At 52.2% G+C, this 15,465-nt stretch carries 13 protein-coding genes and 1 tRNA gene; 10 read left to right on the forward strand and 4 right to left on the reverse strand.

What is annotated here, in order from left to right; all coding sequences use genetic code 11:
• Nucleotides 1-219 precede the first annotated feature (219 nt).
• The 4 genes from spy to KKH3_RS01745 all read left to right on the forward strand — a co-directional run bounded on the left by spy (nt 220) and on the right by KKH3_RS01745 (nt 5,048).
• Nucleotides 220-708, forward strand: a complete 489-nt coding sequence (gene spy, locus KKH3_RS01730; RefSeq protein ID WP_039355253.1) for an ATP-independent periplasmic protein-refolding chaperone Spy — start codon at nt 220-222, stop codon at nt 706-708.
• Nucleotides 709-917: 209 nt separating this feature from the next.
• The gene (locus KKH3_RS01735) at nt 918-2,387 is read left to right on the forward strand and encodes a GGDEF domain-containing protein (protein WP_039355254.1); all 1,470 of its coding nucleotides are present in this window, start codon (nt 918-920) and stop codon (nt 2,385-2,387) included.
• Nucleotides 2,388-2,458: 71 nt separating this feature from the next.
• Nucleotides 2,459-2,821: a CopM family metallochaperone gene (copM, locus tag KKH3_RS01740; protein WP_039355255.1), complete on the forward strand. Its 363-nt coding sequence runs from the start codon at nt 2,459-2,461 to the stop codon at nt 2,819-2,821.
• A gap of 316 nt (nt 2,822-3,137) precedes the next feature.
• A complete protein-coding gene (locus KKH3_RS01745) occupies nt 3,138-5,048 on the forward strand; it encodes a beta-glucoside-specific PTS transporter subunit IIABC (RefSeq protein ID WP_039355256.1) in 1,911 nt (636 codons plus the stop codon).
• A 69-nt stretch (nt 5,049-5,117) separates the two neighbouring features.
• On the opposite strand, the gene KKH3_RS01750 is transcribed toward KKH3_RS01745, so the two are convergent.
• Entirely contained in the window at nt 5,118-6,506 is a 1,389-nt protein-coding gene (locus tag KKH3_RS01750) for a glycoside hydrolase family 1 protein (protein ID WP_039355257.1), read from the reverse strand.
• 71 nt (nt 6,507-6,577) lie between these two features.
• Between KKH3_RS01750 and KKH3_RS01755 the strand changes: the two genes are divergently transcribed.
• From KKH3_RS01755 to KKH3_RS01765, 3 genes are all read left to right on the forward strand, one after another.
• Entirely contained in the window at nt 6,578-6,775 is a 198-nt protein-coding gene (locus KKH3_RS01755; protein WP_039355258.1) for a hypothetical protein, read from the forward strand.
• Between the two features lie 123 nt (nt 6,776-6,898).
• Nucleotides 6,899-7,402 (forward strand): DUF1543 domain-containing protein, encoded by a 504-nt coding sequence (locus KKH3_RS01760; protein WP_039355259.1) that lies wholly within the window; start codon nt 6,899-6,901, stop codon nt 7,400-7,402.
• Between the two features lie 495 nt (nt 7,403-7,897).
• The gene (locus tag KKH3_RS01765; protein ID WP_039355260.1) at nt 7,898-12,124 is read left to right on the forward strand and encodes a sulfite reductase subunit alpha; all 4,227 of its coding nucleotides are present in this window, start codon (nt 7,898-7,900) and stop codon (nt 12,122-12,124) included.
• Nucleotides 12,125-12,233: 109 nt separating this feature from the next.
• Here the strand turns inward: KKH3_RS01765 and KKH3_RS01770 are convergent, their stop codons facing one another.
• Nucleotides 12,234-12,998, reverse strand: a complete 765-nt coding sequence (locus KKH3_RS01770; RefSeq protein ID WP_039355261.1) for a type 1 glutamine amidotransferase domain-containing protein — start codon at nt 12,996-12,998, stop codon at nt 12,234-12,236.
• 179 nt (nt 12,999-13,177) lie between these two features.
• On the opposite strand from KKH3_RS01770, the gene KKH3_RS01775 reads away from it, so the two are divergent.
• The gene (locus KKH3_RS01775) at nt 13,178-14,080 is read left to right on the forward strand and encodes a LysR family transcriptional regulator (protein WP_039355262.1); all 903 of its coding nucleotides are present in this window, start codon (nt 13,178-13,180) and stop codon (nt 14,078-14,080) included.
• A 70-nt stretch (nt 14,081-14,150) separates the two neighbouring features.
• Here the strand turns inward: KKH3_RS01775 and KKH3_RS01780 are convergent, their stop codons facing one another.
• Nucleotides 14,151-14,516 (reverse strand): protease inhibitor I42 family protein, encoded by a 366-nt coding sequence (locus tag KKH3_RS01780; RefSeq protein ID WP_039355263.1) that lies wholly within the window; start codon nt 14,514-14,516, stop codon nt 14,151-14,153.
• Nucleotides 14,517-14,535: 19 nt separating this feature from the next.
• Here KKH3_RS01780 and KKH3_RS22160 point away from each other — a divergent pair, with 19 nt between their 5' ends.
• Entirely contained in the window at nt 14,536-14,697 is a 162-nt protein-coding gene (locus KKH3_RS22160; protein ID WP_167371709.1) for a hypothetical protein, read from the forward strand.
• Nucleotides 14,698-14,713: 16 nt separating this feature from the next.
• Here KKH3_RS22160 and KKH3_RS01785 read toward each other — a convergent pair.
• Nucleotides 14,714-14,789 (reverse strand) — tRNA-Ile (locus KKH3_RS01785).
• A gap of 140 nt (nt 14,790-14,929) precedes the next feature.
• On the opposite strand from KKH3_RS01785, the gene mug reads away from it, so the two are divergent.
• Nucleotides 14,930-15,433 carry a G/U mismatch-specific DNA glycosylase gene (mug, locus tag KKH3_RS01790; RefSeq protein WP_039355264.1) on the forward strand — a complete coding sequence of 168 codons (504 nt, stop codon included), beginning with the start codon at nt 14,930-14,932 and terminating at the stop codon, nt 15,431-15,433.
• Nucleotides 15,434-15,465 lie beyond the last annotated feature (32 nt).

Here is a 15,465-nt window from a genome sequence, read left to right on the forward strand (position 1 = left end):
CAGTATTATGATGATGCGTCGTTAACGCCCTATTTCGTTAACGTAATGCTTCCGCTTCCTTACACAATTCTTCCTCATTCTCCATAATTGCCGCAAATGTGGAGCCGACACTTGCAGAGATTTACCCTTGCTCTAATTAACTGAAGGTGTCGAGCCTATACTTTCTCTCGTAGCACGGCACTCGCCGTCGACAAATCAATTCAGAGAGAGGAATAGAATATGCGTAAACTCACTGCAATGCTGGTTGCTTCTTCTTTGGCATTGGGCGCGGCAGGTATCGCGCATGCTAATGACGCACCGAAAGGTCCTGGCCCGGAACACAAGATGATGATGAAAGAGGGTCGGGAGCATCGTGGCATGATGGGGCCGGATGCGATGTTTAAGGAGCTGAATTTGACAGAAGCGCAGAAGCAGCAAATTAAAGACATCATGAAAGCGTCTCGTGAGAAAATGCACAAAGCGATGCAGGATGACCGCCGTGATATGCATAGCCTGGTCGCCTCCGATACGTTTGATGCTGCAAAAGCCCAGGCGCAGTTGGATAAAGCCGACGCAGTGCACAAGGCCAGAATGCTTAACGGACTGGAAACCAAAAACAAAATTTACAACGTTCTGACGCCAGAACAGAAAAAGCAGTACAACGACAACTTTGAAAAACGGCTGACTCAACCGCCAAAACCTGACGACAAGCCTGTCCCAGCGGAATAACGCGTTATTTCATGAATTGACGCGATAGCTAAAATACCCAAGTTAGTAGACCACCGGATTGACGTATTACCTCATCGGTAATGCTTCGACCCGGTGGTTTTTTTATTTATTTTCACTCCAGCATCATACTGTGAGTAGGGAAATGATTAATGCTATTCTCATGCGGAGACAGCAGGTGAAATGATCGGACAGCGGGCGGTAAAGGACAGATGAATCAGGATTTGATGTTGAAAACGATAAAGTTCATGCCGTTTTTGTTCCTGACTACCCTGATAGTGAGCTGTCTGGGATTTCGGTTTCGAGTGTTGGATGAGCTGTCGCTGTTTTGGCCTGCCAACATTCTGGTTTTTTGCCTCATGATTAGTTTCAGAACCAGAAAAGGGGCGATAAAAGGTAAAACGCTCTCTGTCTGTATCGGTTTTCTGGTGAGTTATGCGGCGATGCTGTCGGCCGCGTTACTGATGGACAATAACTCACCGTTAAAAACCAAGGTGTTGTTATGTTTGTGCAACATGGTCTTTGTGGTATCGGCCTGGTGCGCCTTTTGCCTGTTGTGTCGGTTTACCGGAAAGTGGTCGACCTTTGAAAAATTCAGCAAATATTACGTCTATATTATTTTTGCTTCGACGTTTGTCGGTGCGTTCTTATCCGGCGTGGCGTATGGGTTGTATGCCTATGTCTATGATACGGGGAACCGCTATGCCGAGTTTATGGACTGGTTCAGCGAACAGTTGGGAACCGGCATTATCCTCGCGTTCTTTTTCCTACGCGGCAAAGATATCCTGCGTGCGCTACGGAATATTCCGCTGTGCCCTAAGCACATCAGAGAAAATATCTTTCCCCTTCTGCTCTTCATCATCTTCTTATTAGTGAGTCTGTTTTTTCTGGATGCCAGCCTGATTACGCTGTCCGTTATTCCACTCACGTTGTGTGCGTTCAATTACTCTTTTCCGGTCATGTCGTTGCTCTGTGCGATTACCGGCGTGATACTGAATTATCTCTATATTAATCAGGTCGGTATACTCATCGATTCGAATTCCGAAGCTTACATTAATTCGTTTCTGACCACGGCGCGGCTGAACATCGCGATGCTTATTATGGCGATGTTAAGCGTCTCCCATTTTGTCTCGATGAACCGGCGACTGATTAAAATTATTGAAAGCGGTAGCCGGAAGGATGCGCTCACCAATACTTTCAATCGTCGGGCGTTTCTCAGCATGTTGAATGGGAAGCAGAATGCACTGGAGTATAAGAAAAAGCGCCAATTAACACTGCTATTTCTGGATATCGACTATTTTAAGCAGGTCAACGATACCTACGGCCATGCCAGCGGTGATGAACTGATCGCTAGCTTTTCCCGTATGCTGAGCGCAAATATTCGGGCGAGTGACATTCTTTGCCGCTGGGGTGGCGAAGAGTTTGTCATTGCGGCTTATGATCTGACGGCTGAGCAATCTGAAGCGATGGCCGAAACGCTGCGGCATCTTACGGAATCCACAGCGCTTACGCTGCCGGATGGGCGGGAAATCCATTTTACGGTCAGTATTGGTGTTGCCGTATTTGCCCAGTATGAAGGCGATAATATTGACGATCTGATCGGGCTGGCGGACGAGCAACTGTACAAAGCGAAGGCGCAGGGGCGTAATCGTATCTGCATGCGTCTGGTCGAGGACGCTTGAATCTTCCCTTGACCTTCCCCTTACTGGAACGTCTACCCTCAAAACGTACTGTGACTGATTGAGAGGTTGTGATGAAGAAAGTCCATTTGTTATTAACGGCAGCATTGCTGGTTCCGTTTCTCTCGTTTGCCGCCGACAGCGCGCACAGCGGCCATGGTTCTGCGAACGACGCGTCGTCTTCCCAGCAGGCGTATAAGAAAGGGATGGATGCGATGCATAGCGAGATGATGGAAGGGATGCAGGCTACCGATCCTGATATTGCCTTCGCCAAAGGGATGATTGCGCACCATCGTGGCGCGATTGATATGGCGAAGACGGAACTGCAATATGGCAAAGATCCGGAATTGCGCAAGCTGGCGGAAGAGATTATTAAGGCCCAGCAGCCAGAGATCGACCAAATGGAAGCCTGGCTGAAGAAGCAGAGTAAGCCGTAACATTGCTGATGGTGCTTCTTTTGGGAAGCGCCATTCCGTTTTTACGGCGCCATAGGCAGGGCCATGTTGCCTAATGGGTAAAAATTTAGTGACTGTTTTCACAGAATAAAACGTGGAGATAGCTTTCTTCACATTAACTTGTTAGAAAACAGGAAAGGACGTCACCAGAATATTCTGGGCGAGACCTGGATAAAGCAGCGTATAGCACGTTGCTTTATCCAGGTTTTTTTTTGCTTATTTTCCAGCTGTCCAGCGGACAACAAGCGGGATGACGTGTATTAGGCAGTTGCAGCCATTGACGAAACGGGAAGTCATTATGAATAGCAAAGTGCTCGCTGAAAATATTCTGGAGTTAGTCGGAGGAGAGACGAACGTTTCTACTCTGGTGCATTGTGCAACACGCCTGCGCTTTAAGATTGTTGACCACAGCAAAGTGGATGTGGCTGCGCTGGAGGCGCTGGACGGCGTCATTACGGTGGTCAACGCGTCAGGACAATTGCAGGTGGTGATTGGTAATCGGGTGCCCGAGGTTTACCGCGCCTTTGGTTCAATCTCCAAACTGCTGGAGGACGGTGACGGTAAACGTCAGGCGACGGAAAGCGAGCAATCGACTTCAGCTATGGGACGACTGATTGATCTGGTTGCGGGGATCTTTACCCCATTGCTGGGGGCGATGGCGGCAGCGGGGGTGCTGAAAGGGGCGTTGTCCATCGTGCTGGCGCTCGGGTGGCTCAATGCCAAAGAAAGTACCTATGTCATCCTACATGCGGCGTCCGATAGCCTGTTCTACTTCCTGCCGATGCTGCTGGCGATTACCGCCGCGCGTAAATTTGAAACTAACATCTTTGTGGCCGTTTCGGTGGCTGGCGCACTGGTTTATCCGACGATTCAGGGGCTGTTTGATGCCGGTCAGCCTGTGACGTTCTTCGGGTTGCCCGTCGTGATGATGAAATACACCTCCTCGGTGATCCCGATTATCTTCAGCGTATGGCTGATGTCATATATCGAGCGTTTCCTGAATCGCCATATTCACGAAAGCGTGCGCAATATCCTGACACCGTTCTTCCTGCTGGTGCTGATGGTGCCGCTCACGCTGATGACCATCGGGCCGATTGGTATTTCGGCCAGTAAGCTCATTGCGTCGGTGTTCGTCGGTATCTATGAGTTCAATCCTATTCTTGCCGGAGCGCTGATGGCGGCGTCATGGCAGATCTTGGTGATCTTTGGCGTTCATTGGGGATTTGTCACCGTCTTCATCAACGATCTTTCCGTCATGGGGCACAGCTACCTTAAAGCGGCCTCCAGCCCGTCAGTCTTTGCCCAGTCTGGCGCACTGCTGGGTGTTATGGTGCGTACCAAAGATAAAAAGCTCAAAGCGTTGGCGGGCAGTACCTTTATCGCGTCGCTGTTTGGCATCACGGAACCCGGTGTATACGGCGTGACGCTGAAGCTGAAAAAACCGTTTATCTGCGCGGTAATCGCCGCTGCCATCGGTGGCGCTATCGTCGGCTATGCGAAAAGTTCAGCGGTCTCGATGGGAATGCCAGGCTTGCTGACGCTGCCGATTTTCTACGGAGAAGGCTTTGTCGGGTTCCTCATCGGGTGTGCGATTGCTTTCGTGGTGAGTTTTGTGCTGACGGTTATTGTTGGGTTTGACGATCCCGCTCAGCCTGTTGAGAAAACGCCCGCCCCAACGCACTCACCAACGGTTAAGCCTGCTGCGTCAGTATCACGCCAACACGCTAATGCCCAACCGCTGAAAGAAGCACCGGCGACGGCTGAACAGTTGGGATCGCCAGTAAAAGGTGAACTGCTCCCACTGGAAGAGGTAAATGACAAGGTATTTTCTTCCGGTGTTGTCGGTCAGGGCATTGCTATTCTGCCGCAGGAAGGCCGTATCTATTCGCCGGTGGATGGCGTGATTGCCAGCACGTTCACCAGCGGCCATGCCGTCGGCATCCTCTCGCAGAATGGGGCGGAAATCCTGATTCATGTCGGCATCAACACGGTACAGCTGGAAGGTCAGCATTATGAAATGCACGTTGCGGAAGGCGACAAGGTGAAGAAAGGCCAACTGCTGCTAGCGTTCGATCTGGAAGCTATCCAGAAGGCAGGCTACGACACGGTGACGCCGATGGTGGTGACGAATGCGGATGAATACCACCTATTCAGTTCAGGTTCCGCACGTCCGTTGGTGGTGGGAGAGACGGTGATCGCGTTGGCGTAATCCAATCAATCAGACGGTGAGGCATGAGCTTACCGTCTGATTTCCTCTATCACCTTATGTTCTATAGCGTTACAACGATTTCCCGTTGCTGTTAATCACATCCTGATACCAGTAGAAGCTGTCTTTACGCCGACGCTCCAGCGTGCCGTTGCCTTCGTCATCACGATCGACATGAATAAAGCCATAGCGTTTTGACATTTGCGCGGTTCCCGCGCTGACCAGATCGATCGGGCCCCAACTGGTGTAGCCCAGCAGCTCAACACCATCGTCAATGGCTTCACGTACCTGAATCAAATGGCGACGCAGGTAATCAATGCGGTAGCTGTCGTGAATGCTGCCATCCTCTTCGACTACGTCGCGTGCACCCAGCCCGTTTTCCACGATGAACAGCGGCTTCTGATAGCGGTCATACAGCTCGTTAAGCAGGAAGCGCAGGCCTTCCGGGTCGATCTGCCAGCCCCATTCGGACGCCTCAAGATGCGGATTTGGAATCAGGCGGATGATATTGCCGCGTGAAGACTGATATTTTTCCGGCTCGAAGGTCGCGCAGCCGCTCATGTAATAGCTGAATGAGACAAAGTCTACGGTGTGGCTCAGGTCGTCTTTATCCTGCGCGGTAATCGTGAGTTCGACGTCATTTTCCCGGAAATAACGCTGAATCCAGGCCGGATAGGTGCCACGTACTTGCACGTCACCGAAGAACAGCCATTCGCGGTTCTTGCTCTGCGCTTCCAGCACGTCTTTCGGGTGGCAGGTCATGGGGTAGCGCACCGCGCCCAACAGCATGTTGCCGATTTTGGCATCCGGTATGATCTCGTGACAGGCTTTTACCGCGCGTGCGCTGGCAACCAACTGATGGTGGATGGCCTGATAAATCTCTTGCTTCGTAGGCTCGCCGCTCAGCCCGATTCCCGTAAAGGGCGAGTGCAGTGCCATGTTGATTTCATTGAAGGTCAGCCAGTGCTTCACTTTGTCTTTGTAGCGGCTGAAAACGGTACGCGCATATTTCTCAAAATGGTCGATGACGGCGCGGTTGCCCCAGCCTCCCAGTTTTTTCACCAGACCGTAAGGCATTTCATAGTGCGACAGCGTAATCAGCGGCTGGATCTGATGCTTTGCCATTTCATCGAACAGGCGATCGTAGAAGGCCAAACCGGCTTCACACGGCTCTGCTTCGTCGCCTTCGGGATAAATGCGCGTCCAGGCGATGGAGGTGCGCAGCACCTTGAATCCCATTTCGGCGAACAGTTGAATATCCTGCGGGTATTGATGATAAAAATCGATTGCCCGATCTTTGATGCAGCTAATGCTCTCATCGCGCTCCGTCACCGGACCATGCACGCCCTTTAGCTGAAGATCGGAGGTGGATACGCCTTTACCGTCTTCATTCCATGCGCCTTCGACCTGGTTTGCTGCGACTGAACCGCCCCATAAAAATCCGTCGGGGAATGCTTTCATGGTATTTCTCCTTATCGTTTTTTACATCATTACGCTGCGCCGGACGCTGGTTCCGCTCAGGGAACTACCGGATGACAGGCAAAAAAAAACTTGGGCAGAAGAGAGTAGTGCTACTCACCTCTGCCCAAGTCTCGCCCGCCATTCGCGGTAACGTCTTGTTAGTACACTATACAATCCTGAATTTCTGCGGCAATGCCCCCGTCTGGTTATGTGACTGCGATCACGACATCTCTGCTGACGCCACATTGGCACAGGGCGGGATGCGATAGCGGAAAGGGTAGGGGCATTTTGGGTTCTTATCCTTGCGTATAAAATCGCTGTATATAAAAAAACATAGCGATTGTGGGATAATGCCGTCCGGTGCCTGACGTCATATTAAGGAGAAAAACAACGTGCATCTGTATATGTTTTATCTGGGAGGCAATGCTGGGAAGTCCAATATCGAAGTTCATGATATCCAGTTTGCAGCGGCTGAGAAGCCAGAGGAAGCTTGGCCCGCACTCCGGGAGGCGTGGTTTGGCGATCCTGATAAAGTGCATATTGACGGATATGCTCGGATCACATGGGCTGATGGTTACAGCGTGACCCTTTCTGAGACGCGACCAACGGACGGTAATAGGCTCTTTTTTGTCAACGCGGGGGCTTATCACCCGTCAACATTGGCAGAGCTGCATGCGTTCGATCTCTTTGTGGCGAAGACGGCACAAGAAGCGAAATCGAAAGGGTTGGCATCATTGCTAAATGGTGCGCTACACCAGCATAAAGACAACCTCAAGGACGTAGATGACTGCCTGTTGCTTGAGAAAATTGGCGGTCTGTATATCCATCTGACCCCTTGTGCAACGGGTGTACCATTCACACCAGAATGGCAAGGCTATCAACCCATCGGCCTCTGATTACCGCATCTTGCCTGTCCTTTCATGAAGCCGGTAGAACGTACTGTAATGGCATACCGGCTTTTCCTCATCGACGTGCATCGCTGAAGCAGCAGATGAACCAGAAGTGAACGGCTGTCCTCCGGTTCTGCACCACCGTGATGCAGCCACGCGGCAAAAAATGCCATCGTTTTCCCTCTCCCACGTTATATCTGGCTGTGCATAACGGTGGCACGCAACTTGCTTCTTAACCTATAGCGATTCCGTCGCTTTGCCTCAACGGTGAGCGAAGCCTCGGTCAGGACAATGGCGTCCACACAATCATGCTTTTCGCATCAAGGCGAGAGCAGGGTTCTGTGGACGTTTTTTTATGGCGTGCCATCTCTGGCCGCCACCCTTATAGGCCGTTGCTCACGCAACGTTAAAAATTTCTCCCGGAAATTTTTTATGCCTGAATTCGCTCAGTGCAGCCCTTCTTTTGGCGGCTGTTGCAACTCAGTCCTACAGGAGTCAGTCATGGATGCCAAATCCTCAGCGTGTGTAAAGAGTGTTTGCCCTTACTGTGGGGTCGGTTGCGGTGTGGTGATGGAAGTAAAAGATAATCGTGTGATCAAGGTATCAGGTGACAAAACGCATCCCACCAACTTTGGTCGACTGTGTACCAAGGGCAACACCAGCGGTCAGGCTCTTGCTGAATCAGGACGGCTGGAGAATGCCTACCTGCGTGCCGATCGTCAGCACGAATCGGTCAGGGTCGATATGGGGCAAGCCATCAAGGAAACCGCGCGACGGTTACGGGCTATTATTGATGTCCACGGCCCCGATGCGGTGTCGCTTTACGTCTCCGGCCAGATGTCGCTGGAATCCCAATATCTGGCGAATAAGCTCGCCAAGGGTTTTATCGGTACGAATAACATAGAATCAAACTCCCGTCTGTGTATGGCCAGTGCAGGTAGCGGCTACAAGCTCTCTTTGGGATCGGACGGGCCGCCGGGTTCCTATCAAGACTTTGACCACGCCGACATCTTTTTCGTTATTGGCGCGAACATGGCCGACTGCCATCCCATTCTTTTTCTGCGCATGATGGATCGCGTTAAAGCAGGGGCTAAGCTCATTGTGGTTGATCCACGTCGCAATGCTACGGCGGACAAAGCGAATCTGTTCCTGCAAATCAAGCCCGGTACGGATTTGGCTTTGCTCAACGGCCTGCTGCATCTGCTTGTCCAGAATGGGCACACCAATCCCGCTTTTATCGCTGAGTTCACCGAAGGATGGGAGGCGATGCCTGAATTCCTTGAAGACTATCCCCCGGAGAAAGTCGCGGAGATCACCGGGCTGCCGGAGGCGGATATCCGCAAGGCGGCGGAGTGGATTGGTACGGCACCGGAGTGGATGAGTTGCTGGACGATGGGGCTTAACCAAAGCACACATGGCACCTGGAATACCAATGCGATCTGCAACCTGCATTTAGCCACTGGCGCGATTTGCCGCACGGGAAGCGGCCCGTTTTCCCTGACGGGGCAGCCCAATGCGATGGGCGGGCGTGAAATGGGCTATATGGGGATGGGATTACCGGGGCAACGCTCTGTGCTGGTGGAGAAAGATCGGGCGGCCATTGAAGCGCTCTGGGGAGTTCCCGCTGGCACGCTGCGCACCGATCTCGGCGGCGGCACCATCGCCATGTTTGAAGACATGATGGCGGGCAAGATCAAGGCGTGCTGGATTATCTGTACGAACCCAGTGGCTACGGTTCCCAACCGCAAGAATGTGATCGCGGGGCTGCAAGCGGCTGAACTGGTTATCACGCAGGATGCGTTTCTCGATACCGAAACTAACCGCTATGCCGATATCCTGCTGCCCGGCGCACTGTGGGCGGAAGCGGAAGGTGTGATGATTAACTCCGAGCGGAATTTGACGCTGATGCAACAGGCCGTTGATCCGCCCGGTGAGGCGATGGCCGATTGGCAAATCATCGCCAGCGTGGCTTGCGAGATGGGCTATGAGCAGGGTTTTCGTTACGATTCGGCATCCGAGGTGTTTGAAGAAATCAAGCAGTTCTGGAACCCGAAGACAGGATACGACATTCGTGGTGCCAGCTATGAACGCTTACGGCAGGCTCCCTTACAGTGGCCTTGTCCCCCTGATGATAAGCACGATCGTCACCCCATTCGCTACCTCAATGACGGCGTGAGCCAGACGCGTAAAGACCTGCCGGACGGCACCCAGCCGTGCCTCGTTTTTGCGACCGAAAGCGGTAAAGGAATATTCCTCCCCCGACCGCATATGTCGCCCGCCGAAATGCCGGATGACGACTTTCAGTTTGTGCTGAATACCGGCCGCTTGCAGCACCAGTGGCACACGATGACGAAAACCGGAAAGATTCCAACGCTCAACAAGCTCAATCCAGGGCCTTTTATCGAAGTGCATCCCGAAGATGCTATCGCGCTCGGTATTCAGGATAAGGATCGTGTGGAGATCCGCTCGCGACGCGGGCGCGCGGTACTCCCCGCCGTGGTGACCAGCCGGGTTCGCCCCGGTAACTGCTTTGCTCCCTTTCACTGGAATGATGTCTTTGGTGACGATCTGGCGATTAACGCCGTCACCAGCGATGCCATTGACCCCATGTCTCAACAGCCTGAATTCAAATTCTCTGCGGTAGCGTTGGCGCGGATTGCTGAACCACCAGCGCCTATTTCTCCTGAACGGGAGAGCCATCTGACTACGGTTCCCGTATCGGAGCAGGCCGAGGCGGGTACGCCGAAAAACGACATCAAGGAACTCGACATGAAACACATTGATGCGCTGACCACGCTACTTGGCCTTGATGCCGCTCCGGCAATGACACTCAGCGCGCCCGAACAGCATTATCTGCAAGGCTATATTGCGGCTCTGCGCACGGACGCATCGAGACTGGCTGGCGGTGTGCCTGTCCTGCCTGCTACGGTACCGCTGGAACCCTCACGACGCCTGATGCTCGACGGCATGCTGGCGGGGCTTTTTGCCCGCACCTGGCTACCCAGTGAGGGTATAACGTTGCTGCCTGCTTCTTCTCCCAGTGTGGCGGCGGCAACCGCGCCATCATCGTCACCTGTGTTGATTTTGTGGGCATCGTCGACCGGCAATGCGGAAGGTTTCGCGGCACAGTGCGCCGAACGTCTGAAGACGGAAGGGCATGCTGTCACCTTGTCCGATATGGACAGCTTCAACAGTGCCAATCTGCCTGCGATGCCGCGTGTGATTTTCATCGCCAGTACATTTGGCGACGGCGATCCTCCCGACAATGGCACCAATTTCTGGACGGCATTACAAGCGGAGACTGCGCCCAGACTGGCGGACGTGTCGTTCTCCGTGCTGGCATTCGGTGATTCAAACTACGATCAGTTTTGCGGTTTTGGCCGTCGGCTCGATGCACGGCTGGAGGCGCTGGGCGCGCAGCGTCTGTCAGCACGAATCGACTGTGAGCCTGACTATGAGGATGCAGCGAAAGCCTGGCTGGACAGCATGGTTAATGTGCTGGCGGGAACGCATACGCCAGTGGCAAGCAAGGTTGCTACGCCCGCGGCAGCCGTACTGGCTGACGGAAATGAAGCATACACGACGATACCTGCGGCTTCGGTGCCTATCTTTAGTCGAAATGCACCTCTGCCCGCATGTCTTGTCATCAACCAGTTGCTTAATGCGCCGGGAGCGGAAAAGGAGACCCGGCAATTCGCCTTTGATATTTCAGGCAGCGATGTGAGCTACGACGCAGGGGACGCGCTTGGCATCTGGCCGACTAACCGCCCTGAGCTGGTGAGCGAGATGCTTTCCGCCCTCAAACTCTCGCCTTCTACCGTCGTGACCGTCAAAGACAAGGGCGATATGGCGATTGCCGAAGCGTTATCCCAGCATTTTGAGATAGCCCGCATCACGCCGGAAATCTTGCAGTTTATCAGCGCACGTTCGAGCCATGCTGCGCTGGCCGATCTGCTGAAAGAAGAGCGTAAAGAGGAACTCAAACAATGGCTGTGGGGACGGCAGATTGTCGATTTGCTACAGGATTTTCCGATTCAGGTTCAGGCTGATGAATGGTTGCATGTGCTTAAACGGATGCAGCCGCGTTTGTACTCGATTTCGTCCAGCCCGAAAGTCACGCCGCACCAGATCCATCTGACCGTGTCGACGGTGCGCTATGGTGTTGAGGGCAAACTGCGAGGCGGCGTGTGCTCGACCTTTCTGGCTGACCGCGTAGCAGAGTCAATCGGGGTGCCGATCTTCATTCAAAAGTCAGCCCATTTCCGCACGCCTAAAAACCCGGATACGCCAATCATCATGGTAGGGGCGGGCACGGGTATCGCACCTTTCCGGGCTTTTTTGCAAGAGCGTCGGGCGACAGGAGCACAAGGTAAAAACTGGCTATTCTTTGGCGAGCAGCGTGCGGCGACCGATTTCTACTATCGTGAGGAGCTGGAAGCGCTGCAACGCGATGGTTACCTGCATCGGTTTGATACGGCCTTTTCGCGTGACCAACGTGAGAAAGTTTATGTTCAACACCGCATGTGTGAGCAAGGGGCTGAACTATGGCGCTGGCTGGAGGCGGGGGCACATTTTTACGTGTGTGGTGACGCCAGTCGCATGGCGAAAGATGTGGATTCGGCGCTCCGACAGGTTGCGCAGGTTCACGGGAATATGAGCAGTGAAGAGGCGGCAGCCTATATTGCCAAAATGGCGCAGGACAAACGCTATGTTCGCGATGTGTACTGAGTTTGCAGTGACTGTTGCTGTTATCAGGCGCATTGCCTGATGTGTGACATTATTCTTGAGGTTGATGCGTTAGGTGTTTTACCACCTAACGCGTCTGATAAGGCGAGGATTACGCTTTGGTTTGCAGAGCTTTGACAACCGCTTCGCCAAGCCCTTTCGCTGATGCAGGGTTTTGACCGGTAATCAGTCGGCCATCTACGACGATTTTATTTTCAAAGATCGGTGCTTCTTCGAATTTTGCGCCATCTTTTTTCAGCGCGGCTTCGAGTTCAAACGGAACGATCTTGTCGTAATGGCGGAAAGCCTCTTCTTCTGCGGTAAAGCCGGTCAAGCGGCGGTCTTTAATCAGCAGTTGACCATTGCTGAGCTTCACATTCAGCAGACCCGCCGGGCCGTGGCAGACGGCACTGACAATTTTGTTGTTTTCGTACATAGTACGTACGATATTGATTAATTGAGGGTTGTTAGCGAAATCCCACATTGGTCCGTGTCCGCCGACCAGCAGGATCGCGGTGTACTTCGCTGGATCAACCTTGTTGAGCGGGATGGAACTAGCGAGTTTGTTGCGGTGCTCTGGGTTAGTCCAGAAATCCAGATTTGCCTGATCTTTAAGATCGAAGCCGTCAAACGGAGGTAACCCTCCTTTAGGGCTGGCGATATCGTAATCCAGTCCGGCTTTATCGAAGACTTCAACTGGGTGGGTCAGTTCTGGGAACCAAAAACCGCCAACCAGTTCCGGCGTCTTTTTATCCAGACTGGAGACGACGATCAGTACCTTCTCTTCTTTTAGATTGGCCTGAGCAAAAACAGGGGAGGCTGTGGCAAACACAGCCATCGCGGCGATAAGACCCGCACAACGCTTTATTATTGACATAAGAAACTCCTTTCAGCAGGTGGTGTCTGCCGACTATATCTGTGATAACTGATTGAAAATAGATAGTAATAACGGGATGCATTGTTTAATAAATCGATGTAATAGTTTTGTATTGACGTGAGAAACTGTCGTAAAGTGCGTTTAATGATCCTGGTATTGCATGACGACGAGGAACCCTGATGGGGCAATCTGATAGCTTTGATGGACTGGCAGAATTTCTGGCGATAGCGAAACGATTGAGCATTCGTAAAGCCGCGCTCGATCTGGGTAAGACGCCGGGTTCTGTCAGTCTGGCGCTCCAGAGGCTTGAGCAGCGGCTGGGTGTTCCACTTTTCCATCGCACGACACGCAAAATGGCCTTGACGGAAGCAGGAGAAGATCTGCTGCTGAGAATTGGGCCCGCGGCACAGGTTATTACCATCGGTTTTGAAGATATTGCACAATCGGCCAAAAAACCTTCAGGGACGTTGAAGCTGCTCGTAGAACGTTTGGCATTACCTCATGTCATCGAACCTCTCATTCCTGCATTTCGTCAGGCGTGGCCGAATTTGAATGTCGATATCACGGTGAATAATCGGCACGATGATTTCGTTTCTGGAGGTTATGACGCTGGCATCATGATCGGTTCCTATATCGAACAGGATATGATTGCGATACGGCTTTCTCCCCCCTTTAAGTGGGCGGTATTTGGTTCGCCGGACTATTTCAAAATGAACGGCAAGCCTAAAGTCACCAGCGATCTGGTGTATCATGAATGCATTCGCTTTCGCCGCCCTGAAAAGGGGGATATTTATCGGTGGGAATTTATCGAAGATAAAGAAAGCGTCAGAATTGAGCCAACGGGTACGGTCACCGTTAACGATGGGGAACTTATGCGCAGCCTTGCCGTCAGAGGCGTAGGGCTGATTTACTCATCCACCTTCCATACCTCACGCGAACTGGAAAACGGCACGTTGGAAGCGGCGTTACTCGATCTCTCACCGGGAAACGACGGCCTCTTTTTGTATTTCTCCAGAGCGGCGCGAAACCAACCCAAACTGCGCGCGTTTATCGATGTATGTTCACAGATCATTAAGACGTGAATGGGATTCTGCATCGTTGTTCTATGCCAATAACCCTGTAAAGCCCCTTTATCAGAGGGCGAAAGTGTAATCACTTAATTTCAACGCTGACCTTATGCTCTTTCCATGTCGATTTATCGAAAGGCTGACCATAAATCAGTGTCAACGTACCTTTGCCAGATTTCTTACCAATGAAATAGAAGGTCTGTTCACCTCCACAGCCGACCATTCCCTCTTTGCAATCCTTCGACTGCTGGTAGGCACTGGAAACGAGGATGAGCTCGCTGGGAAGGCTTTCCAGCATCCAGCTGTAGCCTGTCGTCGGGTTGGCTTCGAGCGATAATTTGACCTCTTTGCCCGCTGCACCGTCCAGATTGTTAGCTTTTTCATCAGCATATACGCCAGAAGCGACAAGCATCATCATGCCGCTTAATACGCAGGTTAATATTTTACTCATGAGTTCCTCTTAGGTTGTAATGGTAAGTCAGGCTACTTTTATAGTGTATAGCCCTAAAAAGGAAAGTGATAACGGCACATTAGAAAACTATACGGGTGTGGGATTTTTTGAGGAAGGTTTACTGGAACGAGCTAAAGCCAATAATGGCGTTGCACAAAAAGTAAAGGCGCTGCGCTATTAACGCAACGCCTTGAATCTGGTGGCCCCTGCTGGACTTGAACCAGCGACCAAGCGATTATGAGTCGCCTGCTCTAACCACTGAGCTAAGGGGCCGAATGGGCGATGATTATACGGTAATGTACGGGGAAAGGTCTATAGGTTATCTGTCGGGTGGTGGTTTTATACTCAAGATAGCTTGTTGTTATTCTTATCAGAATTTACGATGGGCGTAGTCAATGGCAGTAGGGAAAAACATGATTACCGATATTCTGGCAATGCATCTTCAGGTTGTTTTCTGCGGCATTAACCCCGGGCTGTCGACGGCGCATCATGGTTACCACTTCGCGAATCCCAGTAATCGCTTCTGGAAAGTGATTCATCAGGCAGGTTTTACTGAACGCTTGCTCACACCGGCGGAAGAGCAGCATCTGCTGGATACCGGATGCGGTATCACCATGCTGGTGGATCGCCCCACGGTTGAAGCCACCGAGCTGGGGCGAGACGAGCTGCTGCAAGGCGGGAATGCGATAGTGGAGAAGATGACGCACTATCAGCCGCGTGTGCTGGCGGTGCTAGGGAAGCAGGCGTTCAGTCAGGCGTTTGGTATCAAGAAAGTTTCGTGGGGGCGTCAGGAACTGCGTATTGGCGAGACTCAGGTTTGGGTGCTGCCGAACCCAAGCGGGCTGAATCGTGCGACGCTGGAGTCGCTGATTGCGTCGTATCAGGAACTGCATCAGGCGTTGCAGAATAAGGTGTAAATTCAGGCTGAATGTTCTGACAGGTAAAAAAT

The organism is Pectobacterium actinidiae (genome assembly GCF_000803315.1).
GTDB lineage: Bacteria > Pseudomonadota > Gammaproteobacteria > Enterobacterales > Enterobacteriaceae > Pectobacterium > Pectobacterium actinidiae.

What these genes read in the sequence shown, in the direction of transcription:
- spy (WP_039355253.1), top strand. Translation starts at nt 220, where the DNA reads ATGCGTAAACTCACTGCAATGCTGGTTGCTTCTTCTTTGGCATTGGGC.
- KKH3_RS01735 (WP_039355254.1), top strand. Translation starts at nt 918, where the DNA reads ATGAATCAGGATTTGATGTTGAAAACGATAAAGTTCATGCCGTTTTTG.
- copM (WP_039355255.1), top strand. Translation starts at nt 2,459, where the DNA reads ATGAAGAAAGTCCATTTGTTATTAACGGCAGCATTGCTGGTTCCGTTT.
- KKH3_RS01745 (WP_039355256.1), top strand. Translation starts at nt 3,138, where the DNA reads ATGAATAGCAAAGTGCTCGCTGAAAATATTCTGGAGTTAGTCGGAGGA.
- KKH3_RS01750 (WP_039355257.1), bottom strand. Translation starts at nt 6,506, where the DNA reads ATGAAAGCATTCCCCGACGGATTTTTATGGGGCGGTTCAGTCGCAGCA.
- KKH3_RS01755 (WP_039355258.1), top strand. Translation starts at nt 6,578, where the DNA reads ATGACAGGCAAAAAAAAACTTGGGCAGAAGAGAGTAGTGCTACTCACC.
- KKH3_RS01765 (WP_039355260.1), top strand. Translation starts at nt 7,898, where the DNA reads ATGGATGCCAAATCCTCAGCGTGTGTAAAGAGTGTTTGCCCTTACTGT.
- KKH3_RS01770 (WP_039355261.1), bottom strand. Translation starts at nt 12,998, where the DNA reads ATGTCAATAATAAAGCGTTGTGCGGGTCTTATCGCCGCGATGGCTGTG.
- KKH3_RS01775 (WP_039355262.1), top strand. Translation starts at nt 13,178, where the DNA reads ATGGGGCAATCTGATAGCTTTGATGGACTGGCAGAATTTCTGGCGATA.
- KKH3_RS01780 (WP_039355263.1), bottom strand. Translation starts at nt 14,516, where the DNA reads ATGAGTAAAATATTAACCTGCGTATTAAGCGGCATGATGATGCTTGTC.
- KKH3_RS22160 (WP_167371709.1), top strand. Translation starts at nt 14,536, where the DNA reads ATGGTAAGTCAGGCTACTTTTATAGTGTATAGCCCTAAAAAGGAAAGT.
- mug (WP_039355264.1), top strand. Translation starts at nt 14,930, where the DNA reads ATGATTACCGATATTCTGGCAATGCATCTTCAGGTTGTTTTCTGCGGC.